Source organism: Kocuria sp. KKT182 (assembly GCF_055635395.1).
In genome coordinates this window covers 42,489-65,697 of the sequence record NZ_JBVMVZ010000003.1, presented here as the reverse complement: position 1 = coordinate 65,697, position 23,209 = coordinate 42,489, and the positions used below count along the sequence as shown (strand labels likewise).

Here is a 23,209-nt window from a genome sequence, read left to right as displayed (position 1 = left end):
GCCAGCGTCCGGACCGCGATCACACGCTGAGGGCTCCCCATGACGCGTGCCCGAAGCAGCCGCCATTCCTGAGCACCGGGCCGCGGCAAAGATCGCCACGGGCGTCCCGCGCGTCGAGACCTCCCTGGCCGCCCATGCGGCGACCGGGCAAGTGGACTTTACATATGGCCGGTTCTCGGACACCTATCCACGGGAGTTCTTGCATCTACTGGTAATCCCGTCCGACCGATGCGGCCCGGCCATCGCGGTGTCGAGGTAGAGATGGCCTTTTGCGCGTTTGGGAGGCGGCAACACACACGGCTGACCTCTCCCTATAGCCAGCGCTACGAGCACTACCAGGTCCCCACCGCCGGACAGACTCCAAGCATGGGGAAGCAATGTCTAGGTACGTCGCCGCAACGTGTGATGATTGCTAACGGAATCAGCATGGGTGACCGTCAGCGGCTGCGCGTGGCAGGTAACGCATGTCCTCCGCACCTTCTGGTGGGCGACAGAGGCGCCGACACGCATGCTAGACCAACGCGCGATGGAGAGCGACATATGAGGCTGACCCGCCTGCAAGTCCAGAATCACGGCCGTCTCGTCGATCTGGAGATCGACATCAGGGATCACCTGGTGCTCGTCGGGGCGAATGACGTAGGAAAATCCTCGTTGCTACGCTGTCTTGACCTGCTTCTCGGCGCGAGCACTGCACAGCTCTACTCGCATATCTGCGCGGATGACTTTCGCGACCGGGAGCAGCCACTCATTATCGAGGCTGATATCGCGGGCTTCACCGGTGATGACAAGGCCCTGTTCCCCGACGAGATTTCGATCGATGCGACCACTGGCCGCGAAAGCCTGACCATCCGGCTTGCCGCAGCTATCGACACGAATGAAACGCTTACGGTCGAGCGCGCGGCCCCGGGAGGAGGAACGGGTCGGCAGCTGTCCCGTGACCAGTTGCTTGGCTTGGGCTGGAAGTTCCTGAGCGCAACCGCTCAAACGCGCGACCTCCGCGAGGGCCGAAAATCCGCCCTCGACGACATACTCCAAGCCGTAGATCTCGGCGCGGAGCAGGCAGGCTTCGACGCGATCACGACCTCGCTCGTCGAAAAACTGAAAAGCTCCAATGTGCTGATCGGTCTACGAACCGATCTCGCCAACCAACTTTCTCGCGCGTTACCGGAGAGGCTCGAAAGAGACGAACTTTCCTTTGTACCTGGCTCGGCCGTCGAAAACGATGTACTAAGCGACGTCCGGCTCCAGGTCGATAAGAACGGTACGCCGCACAACCTCTCTGAGCAGTCCGACGGCACCCGCGCTCTCTATGCCATTGCCCTTTACGACCTGATGAGTGTGGGTGCCAACATGGTTGGGATCGACGAACCGGAGATCCACCTTCATCCGACCAGTCAGCGCAGCCTCGCCCGACTCCTGCAAGCTAACCGGAACCAAAAGATCATCGCGACGCACTCAGCGGACATCGTCGGTGCGTTTGATCCAGACTCCATCGTCGTCGTTCGGGCTGGCGGCGTCGTGGTGCAACCGGTCAAAGGCTTTCTCTCGGACGACGAAAAACTCAGTGTCCGCTGGTGGGTGCGCGATAAACTCGAGCCACTTACCGCACGTCGTGTCGTGGCGGTTGAAGGCATCTCTGACCGCATCATCCTTGAGCGTGTCGCTGACCTCACGGACCGCAATCTCGACCGGCTCGGCGTATCGGTCATCGAAACCGGCGGTGCCGGGGATATGGGGGCAGTGGAAAAGCTTTTTGGGTCGACTGGCTTCCAGATCCCCATCTCGATGCTGGTCGATGAAGACGCAGAGGTCGCGACTGCCGAAAAGCTTGGCATTGATAGCACAGACCTGAATCAGCATTCAGTCTGGGTTTCTCGGATAGATCTGGAAGACGAGTACGTCGCGGCGCTCGGTGCGGCTGAGGTCTGGTCTGCTCTGCAGGCATCTAGTCTATTTAGCTCCAATGAGCTGACGAACTGTCAACCTACGGGCTTGGACGGCACTTACCTTAATGAGGATGTCGCGGCGTTCTGCCGTAGAAAAAAATATAAGGTGAAGGCCGCAATCGTAGTCTCGCCGCTGCTGGACACCGCGACGGCGCCACGGGTCTCCAGCGTCAATGACTTGCTGAGCCAGATCGCGGGAACCTGAGATGGTTACGCCTACATCGGCGCAACTGCGAATCCGCGACCACCGTCAGCTAAACCTACTCGCGATCGCGCCGGCGGGATGCGGAAAAACCGAGGCACTTGCCTTGCGCATCCAGGGACTCCTCCAGCGCGGGGTGATCGTCCCACCGCGGAAGATCCTCGTGACGACGTTTTCCAACCGGGCGCGCGACAACATCCGCGAACGGATCCAGACATACATCACGCCTGCGCAGCTCCGCGATCGCGTTAGCATCTCGAACTTTCACGGCCTCTCCACCCGAATTATCCGTGCGCACGCTACCGTTATAGGCATCGATCCGGAAGCTGTGTTGCCTGAAAATGACTGGATCGGCGAGCAATGCCGACGACGTGGACTCCAGTACAAAGCCATCGGAGTTGTTCAGGAACTATTCCGCCAGATCAAGCAGGAACCTGTCGATGACGTAGAGGTGGAACGCCGTCTCGCCGACGCAGGCAATATTCACGCTCTTGAAATCGAGCGATTGAGAAAAAATGAAAATCGGCTAACCTACGACGACTTGCCCCGGCTTGCAGAACTTATTCTACAGAACGACGGCGTCGCCGATTTGTACCGTAACCATTTCGCTGCTGTAGTCGTTGACGAGTTCCAGGATCTTACTCCGCAGCAACTCCGGATTGTCAATCGCATCGGTGATCAGAGGACGACCTACGCCGGTGACCTCGCTCAGGGAATCTACGGCTTCGCCGGTGCCCGCCCGATTGAGATCAACCGAGCGGTCCGGGCCGAGTGCGACGAAGTTATCGAGTTCTCAGACTCTCACCGCTCCTCGCCAGCCGTACTCAGTATGGTCAACTCGCTCGCTCCATGGACTGGTGGCCAACAACTGAACAGCGCCGCACCGGAATCTTGGCCCGGCGGAGGACTCGCTGGCATCGTCGACTTCGCTACTGTGGCCGAGGAAGCAGATTGGGCAACGAAACTCTCCAGAGCCGTGCTCACTAGAGCGCCCATGCACCGGATCGGCATTATCTCGCGCATCGCCTCGCGGCGGCGCTTCGCGGATGAGGCGATCATCGCAAGCGGCCTTCCGTACCACCGATGGGACGACGGAGTCCTCGATACAGATACCGCTAAGGTGATGAAAGCGATGCTTTCGCAAATCGACATCAGAGAGCTCGCCAAGGCGGCCGACCCGCTTGAGTTTCTTCGTGGAGCCGCGAATCTCGAAAGCATCCAGGATCCGAGCGGACGTGAAGCACTCGTCGACGCCCTCACCTGGTGCCACGATCTCCTGGCTGACGGACACAGCCCGGCCGCGGTCAAATCGAGAATCCGCGTGGGCGACAACACCACGCTTATCACTGTGCCTGGCGTTCATCTTCTCACCGGTCATGTCGGCAAGGGGCAGCAGTTTGACTGGGTTATCGTGATTGGAGCCGAAGAGGGGTGTATCCCCGATTTTCGCGCGACTACAGAGGATGCCCTCGCGGAAGAGGCACGTGTGCTCTCCGTGATGATCTCTCGTGCGCGTCACGGGGCCGTCGTCATGCGTGCACAGTCTGTCCCGGCTGCGTCGAGTGGCGTTGTGTACTCCAAGCGGGAGTCTCGGTTTTTGGCGTCCCTTCGCAACTCTAACCCACTTGACGCAGGCGGAATCATCGAATGGTTCAAGATAACAGACTGGGGCGTTATCGCATCCAGGTGATGGGCGCTGCGCCATCTTTAAAAAGGAACTAAAAAAATCAAGGTTATGGCATACATGCACCGTATGAATTGAATTAATAGATGCTCCACGAAGGAGCCCCCGGAATATTAAGAGTACCTCGTTTCAAGGTACGCTGCCATTGTGTCCAACAAGGTATGGCAAAAGGTGACAAAGCTAGGGCGTCAAAATTATTAGCACCAAAGGTGCCGGCAAGATGAACAGGTGCATACTGCGCGAGGTTTTAGGCTCTAACTGGCTGACTAGCCGGTCCGGCAAAATTTCATTACCCACAGTTGTACTTTCGGTTTCTTGCTGATAGTAACCGAATCGCTACAACGCGCTTAGTGGCTCGGGTTGATCAGGTACTTCTCGGATGTGTATTCCGTATCAACGGATAGGTCGGCCGACACCTGCGTGGGCAACGCATGGCCCGTACCGTGGTTCCCTCCAGCGCACGAGCACACGCACTCCCAGCGAGTGTCTGGGTTAGCGGCCCAGCACGCCGAGACGCACTTGGTCTGCGTTGCGCCGTAAAGGACTACCTCTACTGGCTGGCCGATCTCATCAGGAAGTACATCGATCAGCTTCACGAGGTGCTCGCGCGCCACTTCGAAATGCCGGCGTTCACGGTTCCACTCCGGGCGAGTTTGTTCACCGCAGATGGCCTTCAGTAGGCCGTAGTTCGCCCCGCCGGGTCGGTAGGGAAGCGTCACTTGGAGCTTGCCCTTCAAGGGGCGGATGATTTGCGCCATGAACTGATCCTAGAGCCACGGAGAAGCTGATCCGCGTTATGAAGCAGGCACGTAGTCGCCCGGACAGGGGTGAGCACCCCATTATGGCCGGTGGAACACTCAGTTCTGGGGGGCGAGGACGATGTCGAAGCGGGCCCGCGCCCACTCCGTTCCGCTTAGGTCGCGCCCGTCCGGGGTGGGGGTGCCGGCGGGCTGGGTCTCGAAGCGCTTGATCAGGGAGTCCTTGACTCCGAATACGGAGTCCCCGATCTCCAGCTGTGGGTCACCCTCGACGAAGATGTGGGTGACCAGGGTCCGGTGGTTCGGCGCGGTGACCATAAAGTGCAGGTGCGCGGCCCGCACGGGGGAGCGTCCGGTGGCTTCGAGCATCGCCCCGACGGGTCCGTCGTGCGGAATCGGGTACGGGGTCGGTGTCAGGCCCCAGAAGGCATAGTGCCCGTTCTCGTCCGAGTACAGGTGAGCGCGGCCAGCGACCCGGTCATCGTCGTACTGGACGTCGTAGAAGCCGTCCTCGTCGGCCTCCCACACCTCGATCCGCGCGTTCGGGACGGGCCCGCCCTGGGCGTCGGTGACGGTTCCCTCCACCCAGGCCGGCTGCCCGGTTGCGCCGCCGGCGATGTCCCCACCGATGGGGATCTGCGGGGCGGTCTCGATGAAGAAGGGCCCGAAGACGGTCGCTTCGGTGGTGTCCCCGGCCACGGGGTTGTTAACCGTAATGGTCTGCATCGAGGCCCCGAGCACGTCGGAGAGCAGGATGAACTCCTGGCGCCTCTCGTCGGTGATGTGTCCGACCTGGGTGAGGAACTTGATGGCGTTTTCCCATTCCTTCTCGGTGAGGCGGACCTCGCGGACGAAGGCATGCAGGTGCTTGGTGAGCGACTGCATCAGCTGCTTGAGGCGGGGGTCGGTGGTGTTGGCGAAGGAAGCGAGAACTTTCGCGGTCAGGGCCTCCTCGGCTGCCTGTTGCTCGGCGGACACGGCGGTGGTGGTCTCGGTCATGGGGGAACCCTTCTGGTGGCGGCGCGGTGATCAGCGAGGGGCCAGTGGCGCGGTGGTGGGCACCGCCCCGGTGAGGGCCTCGGTGAGCAAATCGGTGATGTTTGCCTCGGTGACGGTCACCGGGTTCGAGGCGGGGGCTGCTTTTAGCACCCGGTCGGCTGCCTCGGGGATGTTCTCAGCAGTGAGGCCGTAGTCGGCCAGTTTCGACGGCGCGTCCACCGTCCGGTAGAGCTCGCGCAGGGCGGTCACGGCGGTGGCGGCTGGAGTGTGGCTGTCGTCGACGGGCAGGCCGTGCAGCATCGCCACGGCCGGGTCCTCCCCCGCGGCCGACGGCGCCCGCCCCAGGGCCGTGGCCAGCCGGACCGCCAGCTCCGGCACCGCCGGGGCGTTGAAGGCCAGCACGTAGGGCAGCACGGCGGCGTGGGTCTGGGCATGGGGCAGGTCGAAGGTCCCGCCCAGGACGTGGCAGACCTTGTGGTGCAACCCGGACCCGGCCGAGGCGAAGGCGACCGCGGCCAGGTAGCAGCCGTAGAGCGCCTGCTCCCGGGCGGCGAGGTCGCCGGGGTCGGTCACGATCCCGCGCAGGGACAGATTCAGCGCCCGGGCCCCTTCCAAGGCCATCGCCTGGTTGATCGGATCCGCCTGGGGCGCCCACAGCGAGTCCACACAGTGGGCCAACCCGTTGAGCCCGGAGGCCACCGACAGTCCTACCGGCAGTGTCCTGGACAGCTCCGCGTCGTAGACCACGGACACGGGCAGCACGCGGGGATCGACCCCGGTGGTCTTGGTGCGGTCCCCGGTGAGTCCCCAGACGTTGGTCGCCTCGGACCCGGCGTAGGTAGTGGGCACCGCGAGCACCGGGATCCCGGTGGTCAGTGCCACGGCCTTGGCCAGCCCGGTGGTCGAGCCCCCACCGACGGAGACGATCACGTCGATCGACCGCTCGGTGGCCGCTCGACGGGCCCTCTCGGCGATCTCGACCGGCACGTGCTGGACCACCTTGTCCCACCACAGGGCTGCGGTGGTGCCGGTCGTGGCGGTCTCGGCCAGGGCCCGCTCGGAGGCCCCGGCGATGACCATCGGTCGGGACGCCCCAAGTCGGCCGACCTCCGTGGCCACGTGTTCGGCGGCTCGGCCGGTGCCGAACAGCACCCGCTGGCCCAGGGTCTCGTGCGTGAAGGTCATAGTCATTGGACTGATCCTTTCAAAAGGAAGAAAGTAGAGAACAGCCAGATGGAGGGGCCGGCGTGCTTGGAAGGCGCGCCGATTCGCAGATCCACTGGTTCCCGGCGAGATCGGCTGGTATGTGCCTGTACGGCAGTGTCCCCGTCAGCCGCGGCTGACGGGGACACTTGCAACTCGGTTGGAAGGGCGACGCGGTAGGGATCCGAGGAGACGGAATCCTTACTTGGTCTGGCCCTCCTTGGCGAGGACGTAGTCGTAGACGACCTCTTCACCCGCCCCGCCGTCGGTGCGCGGCTTCGGGTCCAGCATCAGCTCGGGCTTGACCGCCGAGGCGATGTCGTCCTCGTTGTGCGGATCTCCCGGGAAGTACAGCTGCTGGGTGACCAGCTGGTAGCCCGGGGCCGAGACCTTGATGTGGATGTGCGCCGGGCGCCAGGCGTGCCAGCCGGCCGCACCGATGAGCTGCCCGCAGGCCCCGTCGGTGGGGATCTGGTACGGGGCCGGGCGCATGGTGTTGATCTCGAAGTACCCGTTCTCGTCGGCCTTCACCGTGCCGCGGAACAGCCACTCGGGCAGCTCCGGCGCGTACTGGGAGTAGAAGCCGTTGGCGTCGGCGTGCCAGATCTCCACCTGGGCGCCCTGCAGCGGATTGCCCTCGGTGTCGGTGAAGCGGCCCTTGAACAGCAGCGGGGTGCCCGGCTCGTCCTCGCGCATCTCCAGCGTGGCCGGGGTGGGCAGCACCGGGGAGTCCGGCACGTAGTAGGGGCCCTCGATGGTGCCCACCGCACCCGGGCGCTCCTGGGAGTTGACGTCCTCGATGGTGTGCTCCAGCCACACGTCCAGGAACAGCGGCCACTCCCCGTCGGTGCCGACCTTGATCAGCCACGCCTTCAGCGCGTTGTACTCCTCGTAGGTGACCTGGTGCTCGACCGCGATGTCGTTGATCGCCTTGATCGCCGCACCGGCCAGCAGGGACACCCGCTCCTTCGGCACGTCCAGCTTCGCCAGCTTGCCCGAGGCGGTGAACCGCTCGGTCGCCTTGGACCCGGCCTCGACCGCGGTGCCCTCGTTCTCCTTGCGCGTTGCCGCGTGGGTCTCCGTCATGGTGTTCTCCACACTCCTCGTGGTTTTTCAGGTATGAGGCCGTGCTGCGGCCTGTTGATGGTGATGGTCGGATCGGTCAAGGGCGGTGCGGCGGTATCAGCCGATGCCGATGACGTCGAGGTCATGGCCGATGACCAGGCGTCCGTCGAAGCCTGCACCGGATCCAGCCCACACCTTGTCCGGGCGATTGCCGGGCACCAGGTGGGACAGGACGAGGGTGCCGACTCCGGCCTCTTGGGCGATGCCGCCCACGTCCTCGATCACAGTGTGGGCCTCGATGAGGTGGCGGTACAGACCCTCCTGAGCCTCGGTGCGTGGTTCAGGGAAGAGGGACTCCGGCCACGCCTTGTCGATCACCTCGTGGACCAGGACGTCGGCGCCCTGGGCGAGCCGGATGAGGTTCTTGCTGGGTCCGGTGTCACCGGAGAACACGACCGAGCCGTCGTCGGTGTCGAAGCGGTAGGCCAGGGCCGGGAACACCGGCGCGTGGTCGACCAGGGTGGCCGAGACCCGGATCCGGTCGTCTTCGAAGAAGGTGAACGGCTCCATCGCCGGGTGCGGGCTCCCGTTCGGGTCTTTGGTGTACTGCTTGGGGACCGGGACGTCGAAGGCCTCCCACAGCTGGTCCGGGGCGGGTTTGCGGTTGTCGAAGAGCCGGTCGTTGAAGTCGGTGGCGTAGGTCTGAACCATCAGCTCCAGCATCTCCTTGGTCCCCGGGGTGGGGTTTCGCGGGTTGATCGGCTTGGGCGCTTTGCCGGGCCCGAACAGTTCGGGGACTGCCCCGCGGTTGCCCGGTCCCCAGATCGGGATCCGGTCCACATGCTGGAAGCCGTTGAACAGCCCGACGGTGAGGATGTTGTTCAGATCGACGATGTGGTCCGAATGCAGATGGGTGAGGAAGATCCCCGCCAGAGTGTCCAGCGGGCCGTCCATGTCGGTGGCGGAGCGCGGGCTCAGCCCCGCGTCCCTGATCTGACGGATCACGCCGTGGCCGGCATCGACGAGGTAGTACCGGTCGCCGACGACCACGGCCGAGGCGATGCCGGAACGGTGCTCACCGGGCCAGTACGGCGGGCCCCCGGAAGTGCCCAGCAGCACCAGCCGCGTCCGGGCATCACCGGGGTCCACCGGCCCGTACTGACGTTCAGCAGGCAAGGAGCCGGCAGCGGAAGCCGGGCCCGCCGACGTCGCCAGGGCCACGGAGCCCACCCCGAGGCTGGTCAGGAGATTGCGTCGGGACACTCCCGCTGACGCGAGGTGGTTCACCACATCACACATAGTTTTCGGCTTTCTCGTGCGCCCCGAGGCCATCGCAGGTGATTCCGCCATCGGGAGGAACAGTGAAGGAAACCAGCGACCACGGCCGCAACGTACGGCCGGACATACCGGTCAGGTGGTGCCCTGCGGCCCCGAGGAGACGGATTCCCGGGACCGCAGGGAGCAAGGGGGATGGACTCAGCGGTCGCGCAGGGCGTTGCCGTGGCCGGCGGCGCGGTCGCGGTCGCGCTGGAGGTAGGCGTTGACGTCGGAACCGTCGAAGAGATCGGGCACGGTCCAGCCGTCGAGGTCGTACTCGGCCATGCAGTCCTCAACCATGCCGTGCATGGTGTCGGTGGTGCCGTTGTGCATGGCGTTCATGAGCATCTCCACGCGCACGTTCTCGTGGTTGCCGGAGTAGTTGCGCTCGTAGAGTTCGTGGCGGCCGCCGAACTCGGAGCCGATCGCGTCCCACAGCAGCTTCATCAGCTTCACCCGGTCCACGGCCTCGATGCCGTTGGAGCCACGCACGTACTTGTCCAGGTAGGGGCGGATCTCGGCGTTCTTGAAGTCCAGGGCACCGGAGGGCAGGTAGATCAGACCCGAAGCGACGTCCTGCTCGATAATCTCCTTGATCCGCGGGTAGCCCTGGGCCATGAACATGCGGTAGGCCAGCCCGTAGTCCATCTTCGGCAGCACCGACCCATTGGGGCCTTCATCGGGGTTGAGCATCATGGCGTCGGCCAGGGCCCAGAACATGTTGCGCCAGCCGATGACCTCCCCGGCCCGGGCCTGCACACCGCGGAAGTCCTGGGTGCCGGCGATCTCCAGGGCCTTGAGCAGCAGCCCGGCGATGAAGTCCAGTTTCACGGCCAGGCGGATGCAGCCCTGGTAGGTGAAGCGCTGGATGAACCCGGTCTGGGGCATGAACCCGTTGATCTGGTCCGGGTCCCCGTAGGCGAAGATGTTCTCCCACGGGACGAGGACCTTGTCGAAGATGAACACCGCGTCGTTCTCGTCCATCCGCGAGGACAGCGGGTAGTCGAACGGGGTGCCGGTGACCGCGGCGTTCTGGGCGTAGGAGGTCCGCGAGATCAGCTTGATCCCGGGGGCGTCCATGGGCACGGTGCAGATGATCGCGTACTCGGGCTTCTTGATCGGCAGCCCGTAGTGGGAGATGAAGTTGAAGTTGGTGATTGCCGAGCCGGTGGCCACGACCTTCGCCCCGGAGACGATGACCCCGTTGTCGGTCTCCTTCTCCACCTTCATGAAGACGTCCTCGACCTGGTCCGGGGGCAGGTGCCGGTCCACGGGCGGGTTGATGATCGCGTGGTTCCAGTACAGGACCTTCTCCTGGGACTCCTTGTACCAGCGCTGGGCGTTCTCCTGGTAGGGGGAGTAGAACTCCGGCATCGCCCCGAGGGTGCCCAGGAACGCGGCCTTGTAGTCGGGGGAGCGGCCGAACCAGCCGTAGCTCATCCGCGCCCAGGTCTCGATCGCGACCCGGGACTCCTTCAGGTCCTCCACGGACTTCGGGACCTTGAAGAAGGGGTGGGTCTTGCCCCCGGAACCGGTGTCCGTGTCGGAGAGCAGCTTGTCCGAGGTCGCCGGGTCGTGGAAGCCGTCGTACATCCGGGCGACCATGCGCACCGAGTTGCGGAAAGCAGGGTGGGTGGTGACGTCCTCGACGCGTTCCCCGTGCAGATAGATCTCCCGGCCGTCCTTGAGGGACTCGATGTACTCATCGCCGGTCATCGGCAGCAACGGGTTGGCCGGGGTGGTGCGCTCGGACATGTCGCCCTGACGGGTCTCCGGGGTGGCGGTCATGATGGGGTCCTCTCCTTCGATGTGGTGATGCTGTGCTGGATGGATCGTGAGTCAACGGTGCGGAACGGAAGTGACGGAGGAATCAGAAGGACGGGAACGAGGTGGAACCCTCGAACCAGCCCATCGCCATGCTGTCCCCGGAGGCCTCCCACGGGCTGCCCCCGGAGAATCCGCCGACCTCACGGAACTTCCCCGAGACGAACAGCAGGGGGTCGGCCTCGTTGATCTGCAGGTCGATGACCTCGCCGATGACGATGAGGTGATCACCACCGTCGTAGATGCGCCAGGGCTTGCACTCGATGGTCGCCGCATTGCCGCACAGCACGGGGATGCCCTCATCGGAGCGCCAGGCGGGGGCGTCCTTCATGGGCTTGCCGGCGAAGTGCAAGCAGGTGGCCAACTGATCGGCGGCCATGATGTTGATCGCGAACGGGGCATCCTCGAGGTACTGGGAGGCCTTATTCCCGCGGATTAGGGTCACCTGGGCCAGGGGCGGGTCCAGGGACACCGCGGTGAAGGCGTTGACGGTCGCCCCGTGCGGGGTACCGTCCGGGGTCCGGCAGGTCACCACAGTGACCCCGGTGGCGAACTTGCCGAAAGCCTTGCGCAGCTGATGGGCGTCAATGGCCGGTGACTGTTGCTCGGCTGCAGCGGTTTCGCTCATGAAATCGTCCTCCTCCTGGGTCGTGCACCGGACAGCGGTGCCGTCCGGTCATGCCCAGAAGTGTTCTGCATCACATGGCGACCATGAAGAGGCTGTCCTCTGCGGGACAGGCCATGTCCCGGGCAGGCCATCGTGATATCTCCGACCGTCGTATTGAGACGAAGGAGGAATCGGTGCGTGGTCTATGCTTCCGTTGCGCGCTGGAGCTCCAGCGGACTCACCCCGGTGCGAGCCTTGAAGACACGGGCGAAATGCGACGGTGAGGCGAAGCCGCACCGGCGGGCGATCTCGGCGACCGTCGTACGGGGCTCGGATACCAACAGGGCCTCCGCGGCCTGCAACCGGTGAGCCTGCAGATGATCAGCGAACGTCTTGTTCTGTGCGGCGAACAGGCGGGAGAGCTGGCGTTCGCTCACCCCCGCGGCCGCTGCGACCTGCGCCCGGTCCAGCGCAAGATCGGCGAAACGGTGCTCGATCTCCTGCACCGCCCGTCGATAGGCCGAATCCCGTCCAGTGTCCGTGGCGCGAGCCAACAACCGCTCCACCAGCCCGAAGGCCTCCTGCTCCACCCGGTGCGGGTCCTCCTGGGGCCGGCGCAGAGCGGAGTTGATTAGCGAGGCCAAACTCGTAGCCGCCGGGTCCTGCCCCGGGCTCCCCCCGCCCGGGGCGAAATTGAAGACCACCGGCTCCTTCAAGGGCTTTCCGTGCGTCAAGCGCACATACTCTTCGTGCGGAACGGTGAGCACCAGCTCCTGCAAGCCGCGGGAGAACCCGCGTACGAACGGCCGGTCGGCGTCGTAAAGCACCGCCTGGCCGGGCCGGAGCAGGATCATCCCCGTGGAGTGGTAGAAAAAAGCCTCCCCGCTCAGGGCGAAGAAAATCGCCACATCACCGGTCGGATGCTCAGCGATGATCCGTTCCGATCGCTCCACGATCTGGGACGAGCCCCTCACCCCGGCGAACCGCAGTGCCGGGAAATAGAGGTTGACCTCCTCCGCCACAAGAGGGGCGTTCTCCAGGGTGCGGATGTCCAAGCCGATGAGCGCCTTGGCGTTGTGGGACTCCCAGTACTCGATGCGGTGACTGGCGGGAATCTGGGCCGTCGAGAAACTGACCAAGCCCGAGGGCAGCTGGACGCCCTGAGGTTCTGTCACTGCATCACCCCTTCCGGCGAACGTGTGAGATACGGCACTCCCACAGTTATAGAGACTCCAAGAGCTTCAAACCACTGCCAGGCCAACTATCCCCGGGGCTTCGGTCGCCAACGTCCGTGGGCTGCGCCGTCCGCGCTCTCGAGGCCTCCTGCCGCGCCGAGCGCTTTCGGGCCGGGCCCCGGCTCGCCTAAGAAAGTGGTCATGGCTGCCGATCAGCGGATGCATACCCTTCTTGATGCTGCGCGACGTCCCCGTCCCGGAAGCGGCCTCCGTCCGGACGGTCAGACCCGCCAGGCCTTCCCCTGCAATGGCATCCAGGAAGCAGGAAGCCGCTGCAACAGCACCTTGGAGCCCTCTGCTTTACATATGGCCGGCTACCGGCCATTGTCCACGGGAACGACTTTGCAGTTGGGGTCTCTGCGCGAACATCCCGGCCGTGTGCTGGACAGCCGGCCGCTGCCGGCCGATAGATTTCGTCCAAGAGCGACAGCTGAAGGCACGCTAGTTCGGCGGCCAACCCGAAAGCAGAGGAGGGCCCGTGGGCGCGGTGGTCATGTACAGCTCGGTGTCGGTGGACGGCTTCATCGCCGACGAGAACGACCAGCCCGGGCCGCTGTTCGACTGGTTGCTCGGCGGTGACGTGCCGTTGGACGAGAGCGGGGCGTTGACAGTGTCGCAAGAGTCCTACGACTACACCAGGCCGTACTGGGACCAGATCGGGGCGACCGTTGTCGGCCGCCACGTCTTCGACATGACGGAGGGCTGGGACGGGAAGCCTCCGGGCGGAGTCGACCACGTGATCGTCGTGACGCACCGGCCGGCGCCCGCGGGGTGGGACCCCGAGGCGCCGTTCCACTTCGTCGATGGCGTCGAGGCAGCCGTGGCCAAGGCGCAGGAGCTCGCCGGTGAGCGCATCGTCGAGGTCGCCGCCGGCGACGTCGGGGGCCAGGTGTTTGCCGCGGGCCTGGTCGAGGAGGTGCGCATGGACGTCGTACCCGTCGTCTTCGGTTCCGGCAAGCGTTACTTCGGGTCGGTCCGCGCGCAGCACCTGTTGGAGGATCCCGACGTGGTGATTCAGGGCCACCGGGTGCTTCACCTGCGCTATCGGGTGCGCCGCTGACCGATTCGAGCGGGTCCGCGACGAGGCCCACTGCCAACGGTGACCCAAGATCGGGCCTCGGGACTGATGCGCAGGCAGATGGTGTCTGACTGTGTCTCCGCTCCCGATTTACACATGGGCCGATAGCGGCCATCAAGGCAGCTCTGATGCCATCTGCTGCAGCTGTCACGCTCGGGGAGGTGCTGGTGATGCGTAGGGTGAAGACCATTGACCCGAAAGGACGCCCCCATGCATCTTGCCCCGAGCAGGTTCACTGATCCGGTCTCCCCGGTGTTCGGCGCGACCTCGGCTGCCCTCTTCGGCGCACTGAGTCTGATCGACCCGTCGCGGTTGAGCCCGGCACGTCGACGGGTCTACCGGGCGGGGGTGGCTGCGACTACGGCGTGGTGGGCAGGTGTCACCACCGACCGGACCGCCCTGGTGCCGGCCAACGTGGTGGCCGGTGCAGCCGCCGGATCCGCGGTGCTCGCTCTCTCCGATGCTTCCGAGAACTTGGATGCCCGGATCGTGGGCCGGCTGGAGAGGGCCGGGGTGCGCCATCCGCGGCGGTGGCTGGCCGCAGCCTCGGTGGCCAGTGTGCTGGTGGGCTACGCCGTCGACCGTGCCGCTGCCCGCGCCGAGGCCCAGGCCCTGGAGATGGGGGAGGAGTCGGTGCGCACCCGGGCGCTCACACCTCAAGTGCGCGAGGTGGTCCATGGGATTCTGCAGGCCACGGACACCGCCGAGGCCCGGGTGCTGCTGGGGCAGCTGGCGGTGGCGCAGGAGTCCTTTTTCGATGACGGCGTCGAGGGGTTCTCCGCCACCGTGGAGTTCCAGGTGCCCGACGACGTGGTGCGCGTGGTGCCCCACCAGCAGACCTACCCCGTGCGGGCCCGGTACCAGGCAGCTGATGGCACGCAGCTGCAGATCAGCCTCCAGCTCCTGGAGGGCAAGCTGTCCCACCTGGCCATCGACTTCGCCGACGAAGCGCACTATGAGGATGAGAGCGCGATCGACGTTGTCGAGGAGCTCCTTGACCAGTGGCCGGACCCGGCCGATCTCCGGTACGTGCGCGAAGGCCCGGACGGTCACCTGATTCCGGTGACCTGACCGGCACTACGCTCCTCTCTGCTGCAGCGGTCGCTCGAGGGTTGTCCTGCGCAGGGGGTACAGGCAGCGACTGTATGCCTGCGGTGGGGTGGATCCGCAGGTGGATGTGGCGCCCGGGGACCGCCTATTACGGGTCAGTAGCATCGCCCTCACCTGCGCAGACGGTGGATCGACGTCACATCGGTGCTATTTGCTCTCGTGATGCCAGCATGAGGGGGCGCCGATCCAGGCGCCCCGATCCCTTTAATCCTGGAGGCTCCTCATGCCTTTCGCTCTGCTCTCACGCACCCGCTCCACCTCGTCCTCACCCACGGCGGGCGCGCACCGTGCGGGGTGGCGTGCCGCAGCCGCCTCCACGGTCGTGGCGGGTTTGCTCTTCACCGGTGGGGTGGCGCCGGCGCAGGCGGCGACCACCTACAGCGCCCCGCTGCGCACCGCGGTGAAGTCCCTGCCTGTGGCGGCCGAGAACAACGCCGGCTACAACCGGGACAAGCAGTTCGGCGACTGGAAAGACACCAACAAGGACTGCCAGAACACCCGGGCCGAGGTGCTGCAGAACGAGTCCAAGGTGAAGACCAGCTTCACCACCACCAAGCGCTGCACCGTGAAGGGCGGCAAGTGGGTCACCACCTGGGACGGGCGCACCCACACCTCGGCCACCACCGTGCAGATCGACCACACTGTGCCGGTGCACGAGGCCTGGGGCTCCGGGGCGAGGGGCTGGAGTCAGACCAAGCGGGTGGCGTTCTACAACGACCTCGGCGATCACCGCACGCTCAGCGCCCAGACCTCCAAGCTGAACTCCACCAAGCAGGCCCGCGGTCCGGAAGAGTGGATGCCGCCCAAGCACCGCTGCGCCTATGTGGGGGAGTGGGCGGCGGTGAAGATCCGCTGGGGCCTGAAGGTCGACAGCAAGGAAAAGGCAGCACTGACCCGGATCGCCGCGGCCTGCCCCAACGTGACCATCAAGGTCGCCAAGGCCTGACCGGGCTCACTGGGTGCCAGCGGGCCGGACACCGCAACGCTGTTCGGCCCGCTCAGCGCTGCGCCGACGGGGAACCACTCAACATGGACATGGCCCTTCACAATGAGAGCGATAGTCCCTCATCCACATTCGACGAAGCGACAAGTGCGTCAGTCGGAGGCCAGTGGCGGGCCGGTAAACACCCATTGCTTTACATGTGGACATTTCTCGGGCACTCAGCCGCAGGAAGTCCGGCGAGCATCCCTCACGAGCTCAGGTGTCGGCGGTGCTATGTCGTGTCCGGGGGTGAGCTGTCGGAAGTCGCGGTTCGGTCAGGGCCGCTCAGGGTGTCTACTGCGGTCATGAAGACCTGCCACTGGTTGCTCAGGTCGCGGAGGTGTTCATGTCCTGTGGTGGTCAGTTCGTACACTTTCCGTGCCGGGCCCGGTCCGCTTTGTTCCCACTGGGCCGTGATCGCCCCGTCGTCCTCGAGTCGTCCGAGGGCGGGGTAGAGCTGGGCTCCCTTGATGGGTTGGAGTCCTGCCGAGACGAGTGCCTGGGAGATGCCGTACCCATGCCGTGGTGCCACCGCGAGCACACGGAGGATGAGCATCGGCAGTGAGGCCCGTTGCCACGCGGGGAGGCTCATCGCCTGGTCATCCAGGGTCGGTCGCCCCAGGCGGTGCCCAGAGCCACGGCCGCGGACAGCACGAACGCCAGTACGACCGGGATCGTCAACGCCCCCCAGCTGTGGCTGGTGGCGATGAGGGCGGCGATGAGCAGCGGTGCGAACGTGCCGGTGAGAGTGAGCAGCCACCAGCGCCGGGTACGAGCGACACGGTTGGTCGCGGCCAGATCGCGCGCCAACACCAGCGGGTGCCCGAACTCGGTGTAGGCCGAGGTGCCGGCGAGCTCCAGGGCGTGCTCGATCTCGGTGACGTGGTCCCGGGCGGTTGGGGAGGGCATCAGGCGGGCGCGCAGACCGCTGGCGAAGCGACGCATCCACTGCTCATCGCTCCACTGTTGGCGAAGCTCCTGTTGCGGCATCCGCTGGGACACCATCAGCAGGACCACCCCGGGGGCAAGCATCGCCGCAGCCAGCAGTAGTACGGGGACATCACGTGCGGCGTAGTGCCCGGACCCCAGATTCGCCGCGAGGGCGATTCCCGCCACGACGACCGCGCCGAGGACCACAGTGACGCTGATCGTTGACCCCGGCCGGCCGGCCACGAAGAGAGCTCGCAGCACCACCCATCCGAGGAACACGAGGAGCACACTGGCGGCGACAAGGGCGTGGGCGATGTCCACGTCGATCGACCACCCGGAACGTAGGACCATGAGCAGCACCGCGACAGCGCCGATGCCCGTCAGCCTGCCTCCGATTTCCCGCAGCACCGGTCGCAGTCCTGCGCCCAGGGAGGTCCGGATCTCCTCGTCGGCTGTTGCGAGCTCGGCGGCATCCTCGATGGCCAGTGCTGTGGCGTCACCGAAGAGCTCGGCAGCGGGGGTCTGTGTCGCCCGGACCGCGTCGAGCAGTTCCTGCTCACGTTCCTGGAGCGAGGACGCCGGGACGTGCTTACTCGTCATCACCGTGCGGTAGCGCGTCGCCCACCCCTGGTCCTCCGCTGACCACTGATCTACGCCCATACCGGCCACCTCGTATCTAGGTCGAGAATATACCTACATACAACCAGAGGGGTGGTGGTGTTGGCAACGCTTTGCCTACGGCCTCGTTAGCGGCTGGCCCCGGGGAACACTTTCCGGATGATCCCCCTGGCGGGGGAGGTAGGGGAGGCACAAGGACTTCTAGGCTGGAAGTTCACAGACGCTAAGAGAACCCCAGGGCCCGTGCGGAGGAGCGAGAGGCTGACAGAGGCAGTAGAGAACACCACCTTTCTCAGGAGTGGCGCAGATCGGGTAGGGCTGTGCGGAAGCCGCTGACGCGCTCTCGCCACGGCCTCGGGATTTCTGTCTCATGGCGCGGTTCTGGGAAGGGTGACGGGACCGGAAGATCAGCAGTGGTAGCAGGCACGACAGTGGAGGCGCAATGACGGAATCGCTGGTGCACATCGAGAACTTCCGGATGATGTTCGGGGACACCACCGTCATCAACGACCTGTCCTTCGACGTGCACGCGGGGGAGACCTTCGGGTTCCTCGGGTCCAACGGGTCAGGGAAGACCACGACGCTGCGGGCGTTGTTGGGGATCTATCAGCCCACCGCCGGGAGACTGCACATCAACGGCAAGACCTTCGAACCCGCCGACGGCGCCAGGCTCGGGTACCTGCCGGAGGAGCGGGGGCTGTACAAGAAGGAACCGGTGCTCGAGACGATGACCTACTTCGGTCGGCTCAAAGGCCTCGACAAGGCCGCCGCCCGAGCCTGGTCGCTGGAGTATCTCGAGCGGGTTGGGTTGGCCGAGAAAGCCTCCGCCCGTCTGGACAAGCTTTCGGGGGGCCAGCAGCAGAAGGTGCAGTTGGGGGTGACGATCATGAACACCCCTCAGCTGCTCATCCTGGACGAGCCGACCAAAGGGTTCGACCCGGTCAACCGGCGGCTGCTGATGGACATCATCGAAGACCAACAGCGCGCCGGGGCGACAGTGGTGATGGTGACTCATCAGATGGAAGAGGTCGAACGACTGTGCGACCGGGTGATCCTGCTCAAGGACGGCACCTCCCACGCCTACGGCACCGTGCGGGCCGTGCAGGAGCAGTTCGGGGGCACCACCTACCGGGTCACCCACACCGGTGTGATACCAGCCTCACACCACTACACCGTGGCCAGCACTCAGCCGTCGGGGGAGGGGCAGATGTCGGAGCTCGCCCCGGCGCCGGGGGCCGATGAGGCCACCGTGCTGACCGAGCTCGTGGGCGCCGGTGTCCCGGTGTCCGGGTTCACCACCGCCCGGACCTCGTTGGAGGAGATCTTCATCCGGGTCTACGGCGCCGACAGCCTCCAGGACGCCGAGATCGAGATGGCGGGGGTGGGGGTCTGATGGCACAGCACAACCTCTCCACCGTGGTCGGGTTCGAGTTCCTGCGGACCGTGCGCAAGCGCGGGTTCTGGATCGCGATCCTGGCCGTACCGGTGGTCATTGCGATCATCTTCGCCCTGTCGTTCACCTCCAACTCCTCGATCAGTGAATCCGAGAACGCCCAGGCCGAGGCCGAGCTCGCCTTCGCCTACACGGACGCCTCCGGGACGATCCCGGACGAGTTGGCCGCCGGCTACGGCGGGGAACCCGTCACCGACCCCACTGCGGCGATCGAGGCGGTGAAGGCCGGGGAGTTGGATGCTTACTTCGCCTACCCGGACGACCCGGCCACTACCCCGATCGAGGTGACCGGGGCGGATCGGGGGCTCTTCGACAACGGCGCCTATGAGGCGGTGGCCGAGTCTCTGCTGACCACCGCAGCCCAGCAGCAGATCGGGGACCCGGGTTTGGCCGCGGCCGCGGCCGGGGACCTGTTGGTGGAGTCCACGATCTTCCGTGACGGGGAGGTCACCGGTGGGTTCACCGAGGCCATCGCCCCGTTGGGGTTGCTGGTGGTGTTCTTCCTGGTGATCGTGATGCTGTCGAACCAGATGCTCAACTCCACCCTGGAGGAGAAGGAGAACCGGGTCACCGAGATGATCCTCACCACGGTCAACCCCACGACCCTGGTGATGGGCAAGATCCTGGCGGTCTTCGCCGTCGGGGTGGTGCAGATCCTGGTGTTGCTGGCCCCGGTGGGGATCGGCTACGTCTTCTTCCGGGACCGATTGAACATCCCCGACCTCGACCTCTCAACCCTGCGGCTGGATCCGGGGACCATGGTCGTCGCGGTGCTGCTGCTGATCGGCGGGTTCGTGCTGTTCACCGGGGTGCTGGTGGCGATCGGGGCGATCATGCCCACCGCCAAGGACGCCGGGGTGATCTTCGGGCCGTTGATCTTCGCGATGTTCATCCCCTTCTACGCCATCAGCCTCATCATCTCCGACCCCGGTGCGCTGATCGTGCAGGTGTTCACGTTCTTCCCGCTCACGGCCCCGGTGACCGCGATGCTGCGCAACGGCTTCGGCACCCTCGACCCGCTCACGGCCGGGATCGTGATCGCCGAATTGTTCGTGCTCGGGGTGCTGGTGCTGCGGGTCGCGGTGCAGCTGTTCCGCTACGGCTCCATCGCCTACACCGACAAGCTCAACCCCCGGGCCGTGCTGGGGCGCCGGCGCCCGGTGGCGGTGAAGAAGTAGCCTCCACCGGCCACCGCTGATGGTGGTCGGGCGGGCAACGACTTAGGCCCCGGCGCGTGATGCGCCGGGGCCTAAGTCGTTCGTTCCGTCAGTGGTCTGCGGGTTCAGCCTTCGCAGTCGGTGCAGTACCGCGTCTCGCCGGACTGGCGGGCCAGCTGGGACCGGTGCCGGACCAGGAAGCAGGAGGCGCAGGTGAACTCGTCGACCTGCTCCGGGATGACGGCCACGGTGAGCTCTTCGTGGGAGAGGTCGGCGCCGGGCAGGTCGATGCCCTCGGCGGTGTCGAAGTCCTCGGCGTCGATGACCGCGGTCTGAGTGGTGGCGCTGCGCTGGACCTGGATCGCCTCCAGGGACTCGTTGGCCGGCTCGTCCTCAGGAGCGGTGCGCGGGGCGTCGTAATCGGTGGCCATGGTCGGGTGCGTGCTCCTTCGAGCAGAAAGGGGGTATCGGCACCGACCACAACTGGGACGGGAGCCCCGCTATTCCGGAAACGTGGGAGTGTGACGCGCCCCCTCGCACAGTTGTTGGCACATCAAGTTACCGGGGTGTATGAAATAGACTAAAGTCTAGATCGAGTCCCAGGAGGTCCTCTGATGGCAGGCGCACTGATGACCGTCACAGCCGGTGCCGGCGGGCTCGCCGCGGCAGTGGCCACCATCGGGCTGGGCTCGTCGGTGGCGGCGGGGCATGCACCGGACCCGGCGTCAATGGGTCTCCTGGTGGCCGCAGTGGTGGTGCTGATCCTCGGGTTCGTATCGAACTTCGAACACCAGTCCCGCCGATGGGCCGATGAGATGGACGCGCAGCTGCAAACGCGTCGACGCGACCTGCAGTCGCTGGGCGTGATCCCCGGTCCATCACCGCAGATGCGCCCAAGTATGCGGTAGATGCCCACGGCCGTTCCACTCGCTGCGGGGAACCCTGCATTTTTATTACTTTACATAAGGCCGGTTAGCGGACATCTGCGAGAACGGCATTGCGGTAAGGGTTGCGACTCGTGCCTGGCCACCGGGGTGAGCAGTGACGTTGCCCTACTAGCTGGCGCCAGTGACTATCGAAACGACAAGGGACGCCGCAGCGACCAAGACGGCTGTCACGGCCAAAAGCACGTTGATCCTGTCTTGCTTAGCCTGCTGGGCCGCCGCCTGCTCTCGATGGGCCTTGATCTCGACAGTGACGCGCTCCGTGTTGCGATTGCTGGTCTCCACGCTGGCCATCAACGTAGTCAGCTCGATCAATAGGTTGTTCGTCTCGTCCGCGGTGTCCTGGGCGCGTTTCACCTGCGCGTTCTTCTCGGCTTGGGCCTCTGCCATGCTTTCGGCAATCCCATCCAGGTCAGGAGGCTCGATGGCAGGCGGGCGCTGGTGCGCGAGGAGCTCGATCTTCTCGGGCTCCAGCCATGACGAGGCGTTCCCTTGGGACAGGTTGAGGTTCCGAGCGGTGATCCTGCGTGCTGCATCCTGCAGATGAGACAGATCCGGGGCCAGTCTTTCGCCCAGCTGATTCATGCTTTCCTGTAGCTGGCGAGAACCTTCTTGTGCCTCGTGAAGCTCTTCGGGGGGCACTTCGTGCTCGCGCCCATCCTTGATGAGCTTTTGGATTTCGCGAACGCGGCTCATCTTCATTCCGGTGGCCGGATACTTGCGTCGGATTTTGGGGGGTGTCGCTTCCGCCTCTCCGGGTGTGTTGCCCGCGTCCCGTTCGTCGGGGGTGTCAGTCATAGGCTCTCCTCGTGGTTGTCCCTCCATTGTTCACGCATCATGCGTAATGATGGGGAACGCCCCCAGTGCGGAACTGCCGCGCAATCAGGTGACGTTGGTCTGACTTGCCCGTGGGGAGGGGCGAGGTCCGGGGTGCCACTGTGCAGATTCCGGTCGGCCACGGACACCGAGGTTCGGACAGTTTGTCCTAATGACTTTACATAACGCAGATTATCGGCGTTCGCTGAGGACGTGTTCTTGCATCTGTTTGAACTCCCGTCGGACCGATTCTGGTGTGGTTCCGCGGCGGTCGGCGGGACTGCGCTGGGTACCGGATGGCTCATCCCGGGGGCTTGACCGGTTCGTCTCGTAAGGCTGCGCCACCCAAGGGCGCTGGAATCCCCCGAGGCGATGCCCTATTCGCCGGCCTCGGAAACCACGTCAGGCCACTGAAGCGTGCCACAGTAGAACATGCCTGTCCCCACCCAGGGAAGGATCCCCACGTACCACCTGGCGCAGCTTCCGAACTGCCGCGAGGCGCCACCGGCAGGCGGCGAGAAGGAGGCCTGATGCCGCGCATTCTGATCCCGTATCTACTGTGGTGGGTTCGCCTGTACTACCGCATCGGTCACGCGGTGGCGCACTGGTTCCTGCGCATCATTCCGATGCCCTCGGTGCTGCGGCACCGGCTGGCCGGGACCGTGTCCATCACCCCGTACCTGTTCATGGTCTGGGTTGTGGTCGGCGCCAACGACTTCACCTGGACGGCGATCGGTGTCGGTGCGTTGATCACCGCACTGTTGCTGGTGCTTGTCCATAAAGCGGAGGCCCGTCGTGCGTTCCTCCGACGTTGAGCGCTTCTACTCCCACGTTCTCAAAGGACCGGCCCCGGACTCGTGCTGGTTGTGGGTGGGCGCGATCAGCGATGACGGCTACGGCCGCTTCTGGATCAACACCACAGGCGGTCAACGAGCTGTCGCCGCCCACCGCTTCTCCCTGGCCACGGTGCACGGTGGCCTCACTGCGATCGATGGTCTGACCGCGCTGCACTGGTGCGATGTCCCGCTGTGCGTGCACGCCACCCTGGAGTCCTCGACGCACCTGCTGCTGGGGACACGGTCGGAGAACATGGCCGACCGGGCGATGAAGGGTCGGATGCCCTCGGCCACCGCCGCCCGGTGGCGCCGGCTGTCCCGTGCGGAGCGATCGGTGCGTTCCCGGCAGCTGCGCGAGGAGCTCAAGACCCATGGGTGGGATGAGGACCTGGTGCGCGAGCTCGTGCACGGCATCGACCCTGACCATCCCACCCTGTTCTAGAAC

At 65.1% G+C, this 23,209-nt stretch carries 22 protein-coding genes; 10 read left to right on the top strand and 12 right to left on the bottom strand.

Translation table 11 applies throughout. The annotated features are described in order from the left end of the window. The first annotated feature begins 540 nt into the window (after positions 1-540). Both ACZ2G1_RS19340 and ACZ2G1_RS19335 read left to right on the top strand, forming a co-directional pair. On the top strand, positions 541-2,151 hold the full coding sequence (locus tag ACZ2G1_RS19340) for an ATP-dependent nuclease (protein WP_470377901.1): 1,611 nt from the start codon (positions 541-543) through the stop codon (positions 2,149-2,151). Between the two features lies 1 nt (position 2,152). Then, on the top strand, positions 2,153-3,838 hold the full coding sequence (locus ACZ2G1_RS19335) for a UvrD-helicase domain-containing protein (protein ID WP_470377900.1): 1,686 nt from the start codon (positions 2,153-2,155) through the stop codon (positions 3,836-3,838). Positions 3,839-4,179: 341 nt separating this feature from the next. Here the strand turns inward: ACZ2G1_RS19335 and ACZ2G1_RS19330 are convergent, their stop codons facing one another. The 8 genes from ACZ2G1_RS19330 to ACZ2G1_RS19295 all read right to left on the bottom strand — a co-directional run bounded on the left by ACZ2G1_RS19330 (position 4,180) and on the right by ACZ2G1_RS19295 (position 12,780). Next, entirely contained in the window at positions 4,180-4,590 is a 411-nt protein-coding gene (locus ACZ2G1_RS19330; protein ID WP_470377899.1) for a hypothetical protein, read from the bottom strand. A gap of 99 nt (positions 4,591-4,689) precedes the next feature. After that, positions 4,690-5,589 (bottom strand): dioxygenase family protein, encoded by a 900-nt coding sequence (locus tag ACZ2G1_RS19325; RefSeq protein ID WP_470377898.1) that lies wholly within the window; start codon positions 5,587-5,589, stop codon positions 4,690-4,692. A gap of 30 nt (positions 5,590-5,619) precedes the next feature. After that, complete coding sequence (locus ACZ2G1_RS19320; RefSeq protein WP_470377897.1) at positions 5,620-6,780, bottom strand: maleylacetate reductase; 1,161 nt, start codon at positions 6,778-6,780, stop codon at positions 5,620-5,622. 213 nt (positions 6,781-6,993) lie between these two features. Continuing rightward, positions 6,994-7,878, bottom strand: a complete 885-nt coding sequence (gene catA / locus ACZ2G1_RS19315) for a catechol 1,2-dioxygenase (RefSeq protein ID WP_470377896.1) — start codon at positions 7,876-7,878, stop codon at positions 6,994-6,996. 96 nt (positions 7,879-7,974) lie between these two features. Then, positions 7,975-9,033: an MBL fold metallo-hydrolase gene (locus tag ACZ2G1_RS19310; protein WP_470377895.1), complete on the bottom strand. Its 1,059-nt coding sequence runs from the start codon at positions 9,031-9,033 to the stop codon at positions 7,975-7,977. 300 nt (positions 9,034-9,333) lie between these two features. Beyond that, positions 9,334-10,962, bottom strand: a complete 1,629-nt coding sequence (locus ACZ2G1_RS19305; protein WP_470377894.1) for a 4-hydroxyphenylacetate 3-hydroxylase family protein — start codon at positions 10,960-10,962, stop codon at positions 9,334-9,336. An 82-nt stretch (positions 10,963-11,044) separates the two neighbouring features. Continuing rightward, positions 11,045-11,626, bottom strand: coding sequence for a flavin reductase family protein (locus tag ACZ2G1_RS19300; protein ID WP_112254718.1), 582 nt, complete (start codon positions 11,624-11,626; stop codon positions 11,045-11,047). Between the two features lie 182 nt (positions 11,627-11,808). Then, the gene (locus ACZ2G1_RS19295) at positions 11,809-12,780 is read right to left on the bottom strand and encodes a helix-turn-helix domain-containing protein (RefSeq protein WP_470377893.1); all 972 of its coding nucleotides are present in this window, start codon (positions 12,778-12,780) and stop codon (positions 11,809-11,811) included. 538 nt (positions 12,781-13,318) lie between these two features. Here ACZ2G1_RS19295 and ACZ2G1_RS19290 point away from each other — a divergent pair. The 3 genes from ACZ2G1_RS19290 to ACZ2G1_RS19280 all read left to right on the top strand — a co-directional run bounded on the left by ACZ2G1_RS19290 (position 13,319) and on the right by ACZ2G1_RS19280 (position 15,974). Further along, a complete protein-coding gene (locus ACZ2G1_RS19290; protein ID WP_470377958.1) occupies positions 13,319-13,900 on the top strand; it encodes a dihydrofolate reductase family protein in 582 nt (193 codons plus the stop codon). Between the two features lie 228 nt (positions 13,901-14,128). Continuing rightward, the gene (locus tag ACZ2G1_RS19285) at positions 14,129-14,989 is read left to right on the top strand and encodes a hypothetical protein (protein ID WP_470377957.1); all 861 of its coding nucleotides are present in this window, start codon (positions 14,129-14,131) and stop codon (positions 14,987-14,989) included. 262 nt (positions 14,990-15,251) lie between these two features. Then, entirely contained in the window at positions 15,252-15,974 is a 723-nt protein-coding gene (locus ACZ2G1_RS19280; protein ID WP_470377956.1) for an HNH endonuclease family protein, read from the top strand. 268 nt (positions 15,975-16,242) lie between these two features. Here the strand turns inward: ACZ2G1_RS19280 and ACZ2G1_RS19275 are convergent, their stop codons facing one another. Beyond that, positions 16,243-16,566, bottom strand: a complete 324-nt coding sequence (locus tag ACZ2G1_RS19275; RefSeq protein ID WP_470377961.1) for a PadR family transcriptional regulator — start codon at positions 16,564-16,566, stop codon at positions 16,243-16,245. A 32-nt stretch (positions 16,567-16,598) separates the two neighbouring features. Continuing rightward, positions 16,599-17,540 carry a hypothetical protein gene (locus ACZ2G1_RS19270; RefSeq protein WP_470377955.1) on the bottom strand — a complete coding sequence of 314 codons (942 nt, stop codon included), beginning with the start codon at positions 17,538-17,540 and terminating at the stop codon, positions 16,599-16,601. Between the two features lie 460 nt (positions 17,541-18,000). On the opposite strand from ACZ2G1_RS19270, the gene ACZ2G1_RS19265 reads away from it, so the two are divergent. Continuing rightward, entirely contained in the window at positions 18,001-18,951 is a 951-nt protein-coding gene (locus ACZ2G1_RS19265) for an ABC transporter ATP-binding protein (RefSeq protein ID WP_470377954.1), read from the top strand. After that, positions 18,951-20,189, top strand: coding sequence for an ABC transporter permease (locus ACZ2G1_RS19260; RefSeq protein ID WP_470377953.1), 1,239 nt, complete (start codon positions 18,951-18,953; stop codon positions 20,187-20,189). Before ACZ2G1_RS19265 ends, ACZ2G1_RS19260 begins: the two co-directional genes overlap by 1 nt. Positions 20,190-20,293: 104 nt before the next feature. Here the strand turns inward: ACZ2G1_RS19260 and ACZ2G1_RS19255 are convergent, their stop codons facing one another. Then, positions 20,294-20,599, bottom strand: a complete 306-nt coding sequence (locus ACZ2G1_RS19255) for a DUF4193 domain-containing protein (RefSeq protein WP_470377952.1) — start codon at positions 20,597-20,599, stop codon at positions 20,294-20,296. Between the two features lie 183 nt (positions 20,600-20,782). Between ACZ2G1_RS19255 and ACZ2G1_RS19250 the strand changes: the two genes are divergently transcribed. Continuing rightward, positions 20,783-21,076 carry a hypothetical protein gene (locus ACZ2G1_RS19250; RefSeq protein ID WP_470377951.1) on the top strand — a complete coding sequence of 98 codons (294 nt, stop codon included), beginning with the start codon at positions 20,783-20,785 and terminating at the stop codon, positions 21,074-21,076. Between the two features lie 147 nt (positions 21,077-21,223). Here the strand turns inward: ACZ2G1_RS19250 and ACZ2G1_RS19245 are convergent, their stop codons facing one another. After that, a complete protein-coding gene (locus ACZ2G1_RS19245; protein ID WP_470377950.1) occupies positions 21,224-21,910 on the bottom strand; it encodes a hypothetical protein in 687 nt (228 codons plus the stop codon). A 548-nt stretch (positions 21,911-22,458) separates the two neighbouring features. Here ACZ2G1_RS19245 and ACZ2G1_RS19240 point away from each other — a divergent pair. Further along, positions 22,459-22,743, top strand: a complete 285-nt coding sequence (locus tag ACZ2G1_RS19240) for a hypothetical protein (protein ID WP_470377949.1) — start codon at positions 22,459-22,461, stop codon at positions 22,741-22,743. Continuing rightward, positions 22,724-23,206 (top strand): regulatory protein RecX, encoded by a 483-nt coding sequence (locus ACZ2G1_RS19235; protein WP_336650631.1) that lies wholly within the window; start codon positions 22,724-22,726, stop codon positions 23,204-23,206. The genes ACZ2G1_RS19240 and ACZ2G1_RS19235 overlap by 20 nt, the downstream gene beginning before the upstream one ends. Positions 23,207-23,209: the final 3 nt, after the last annotated feature.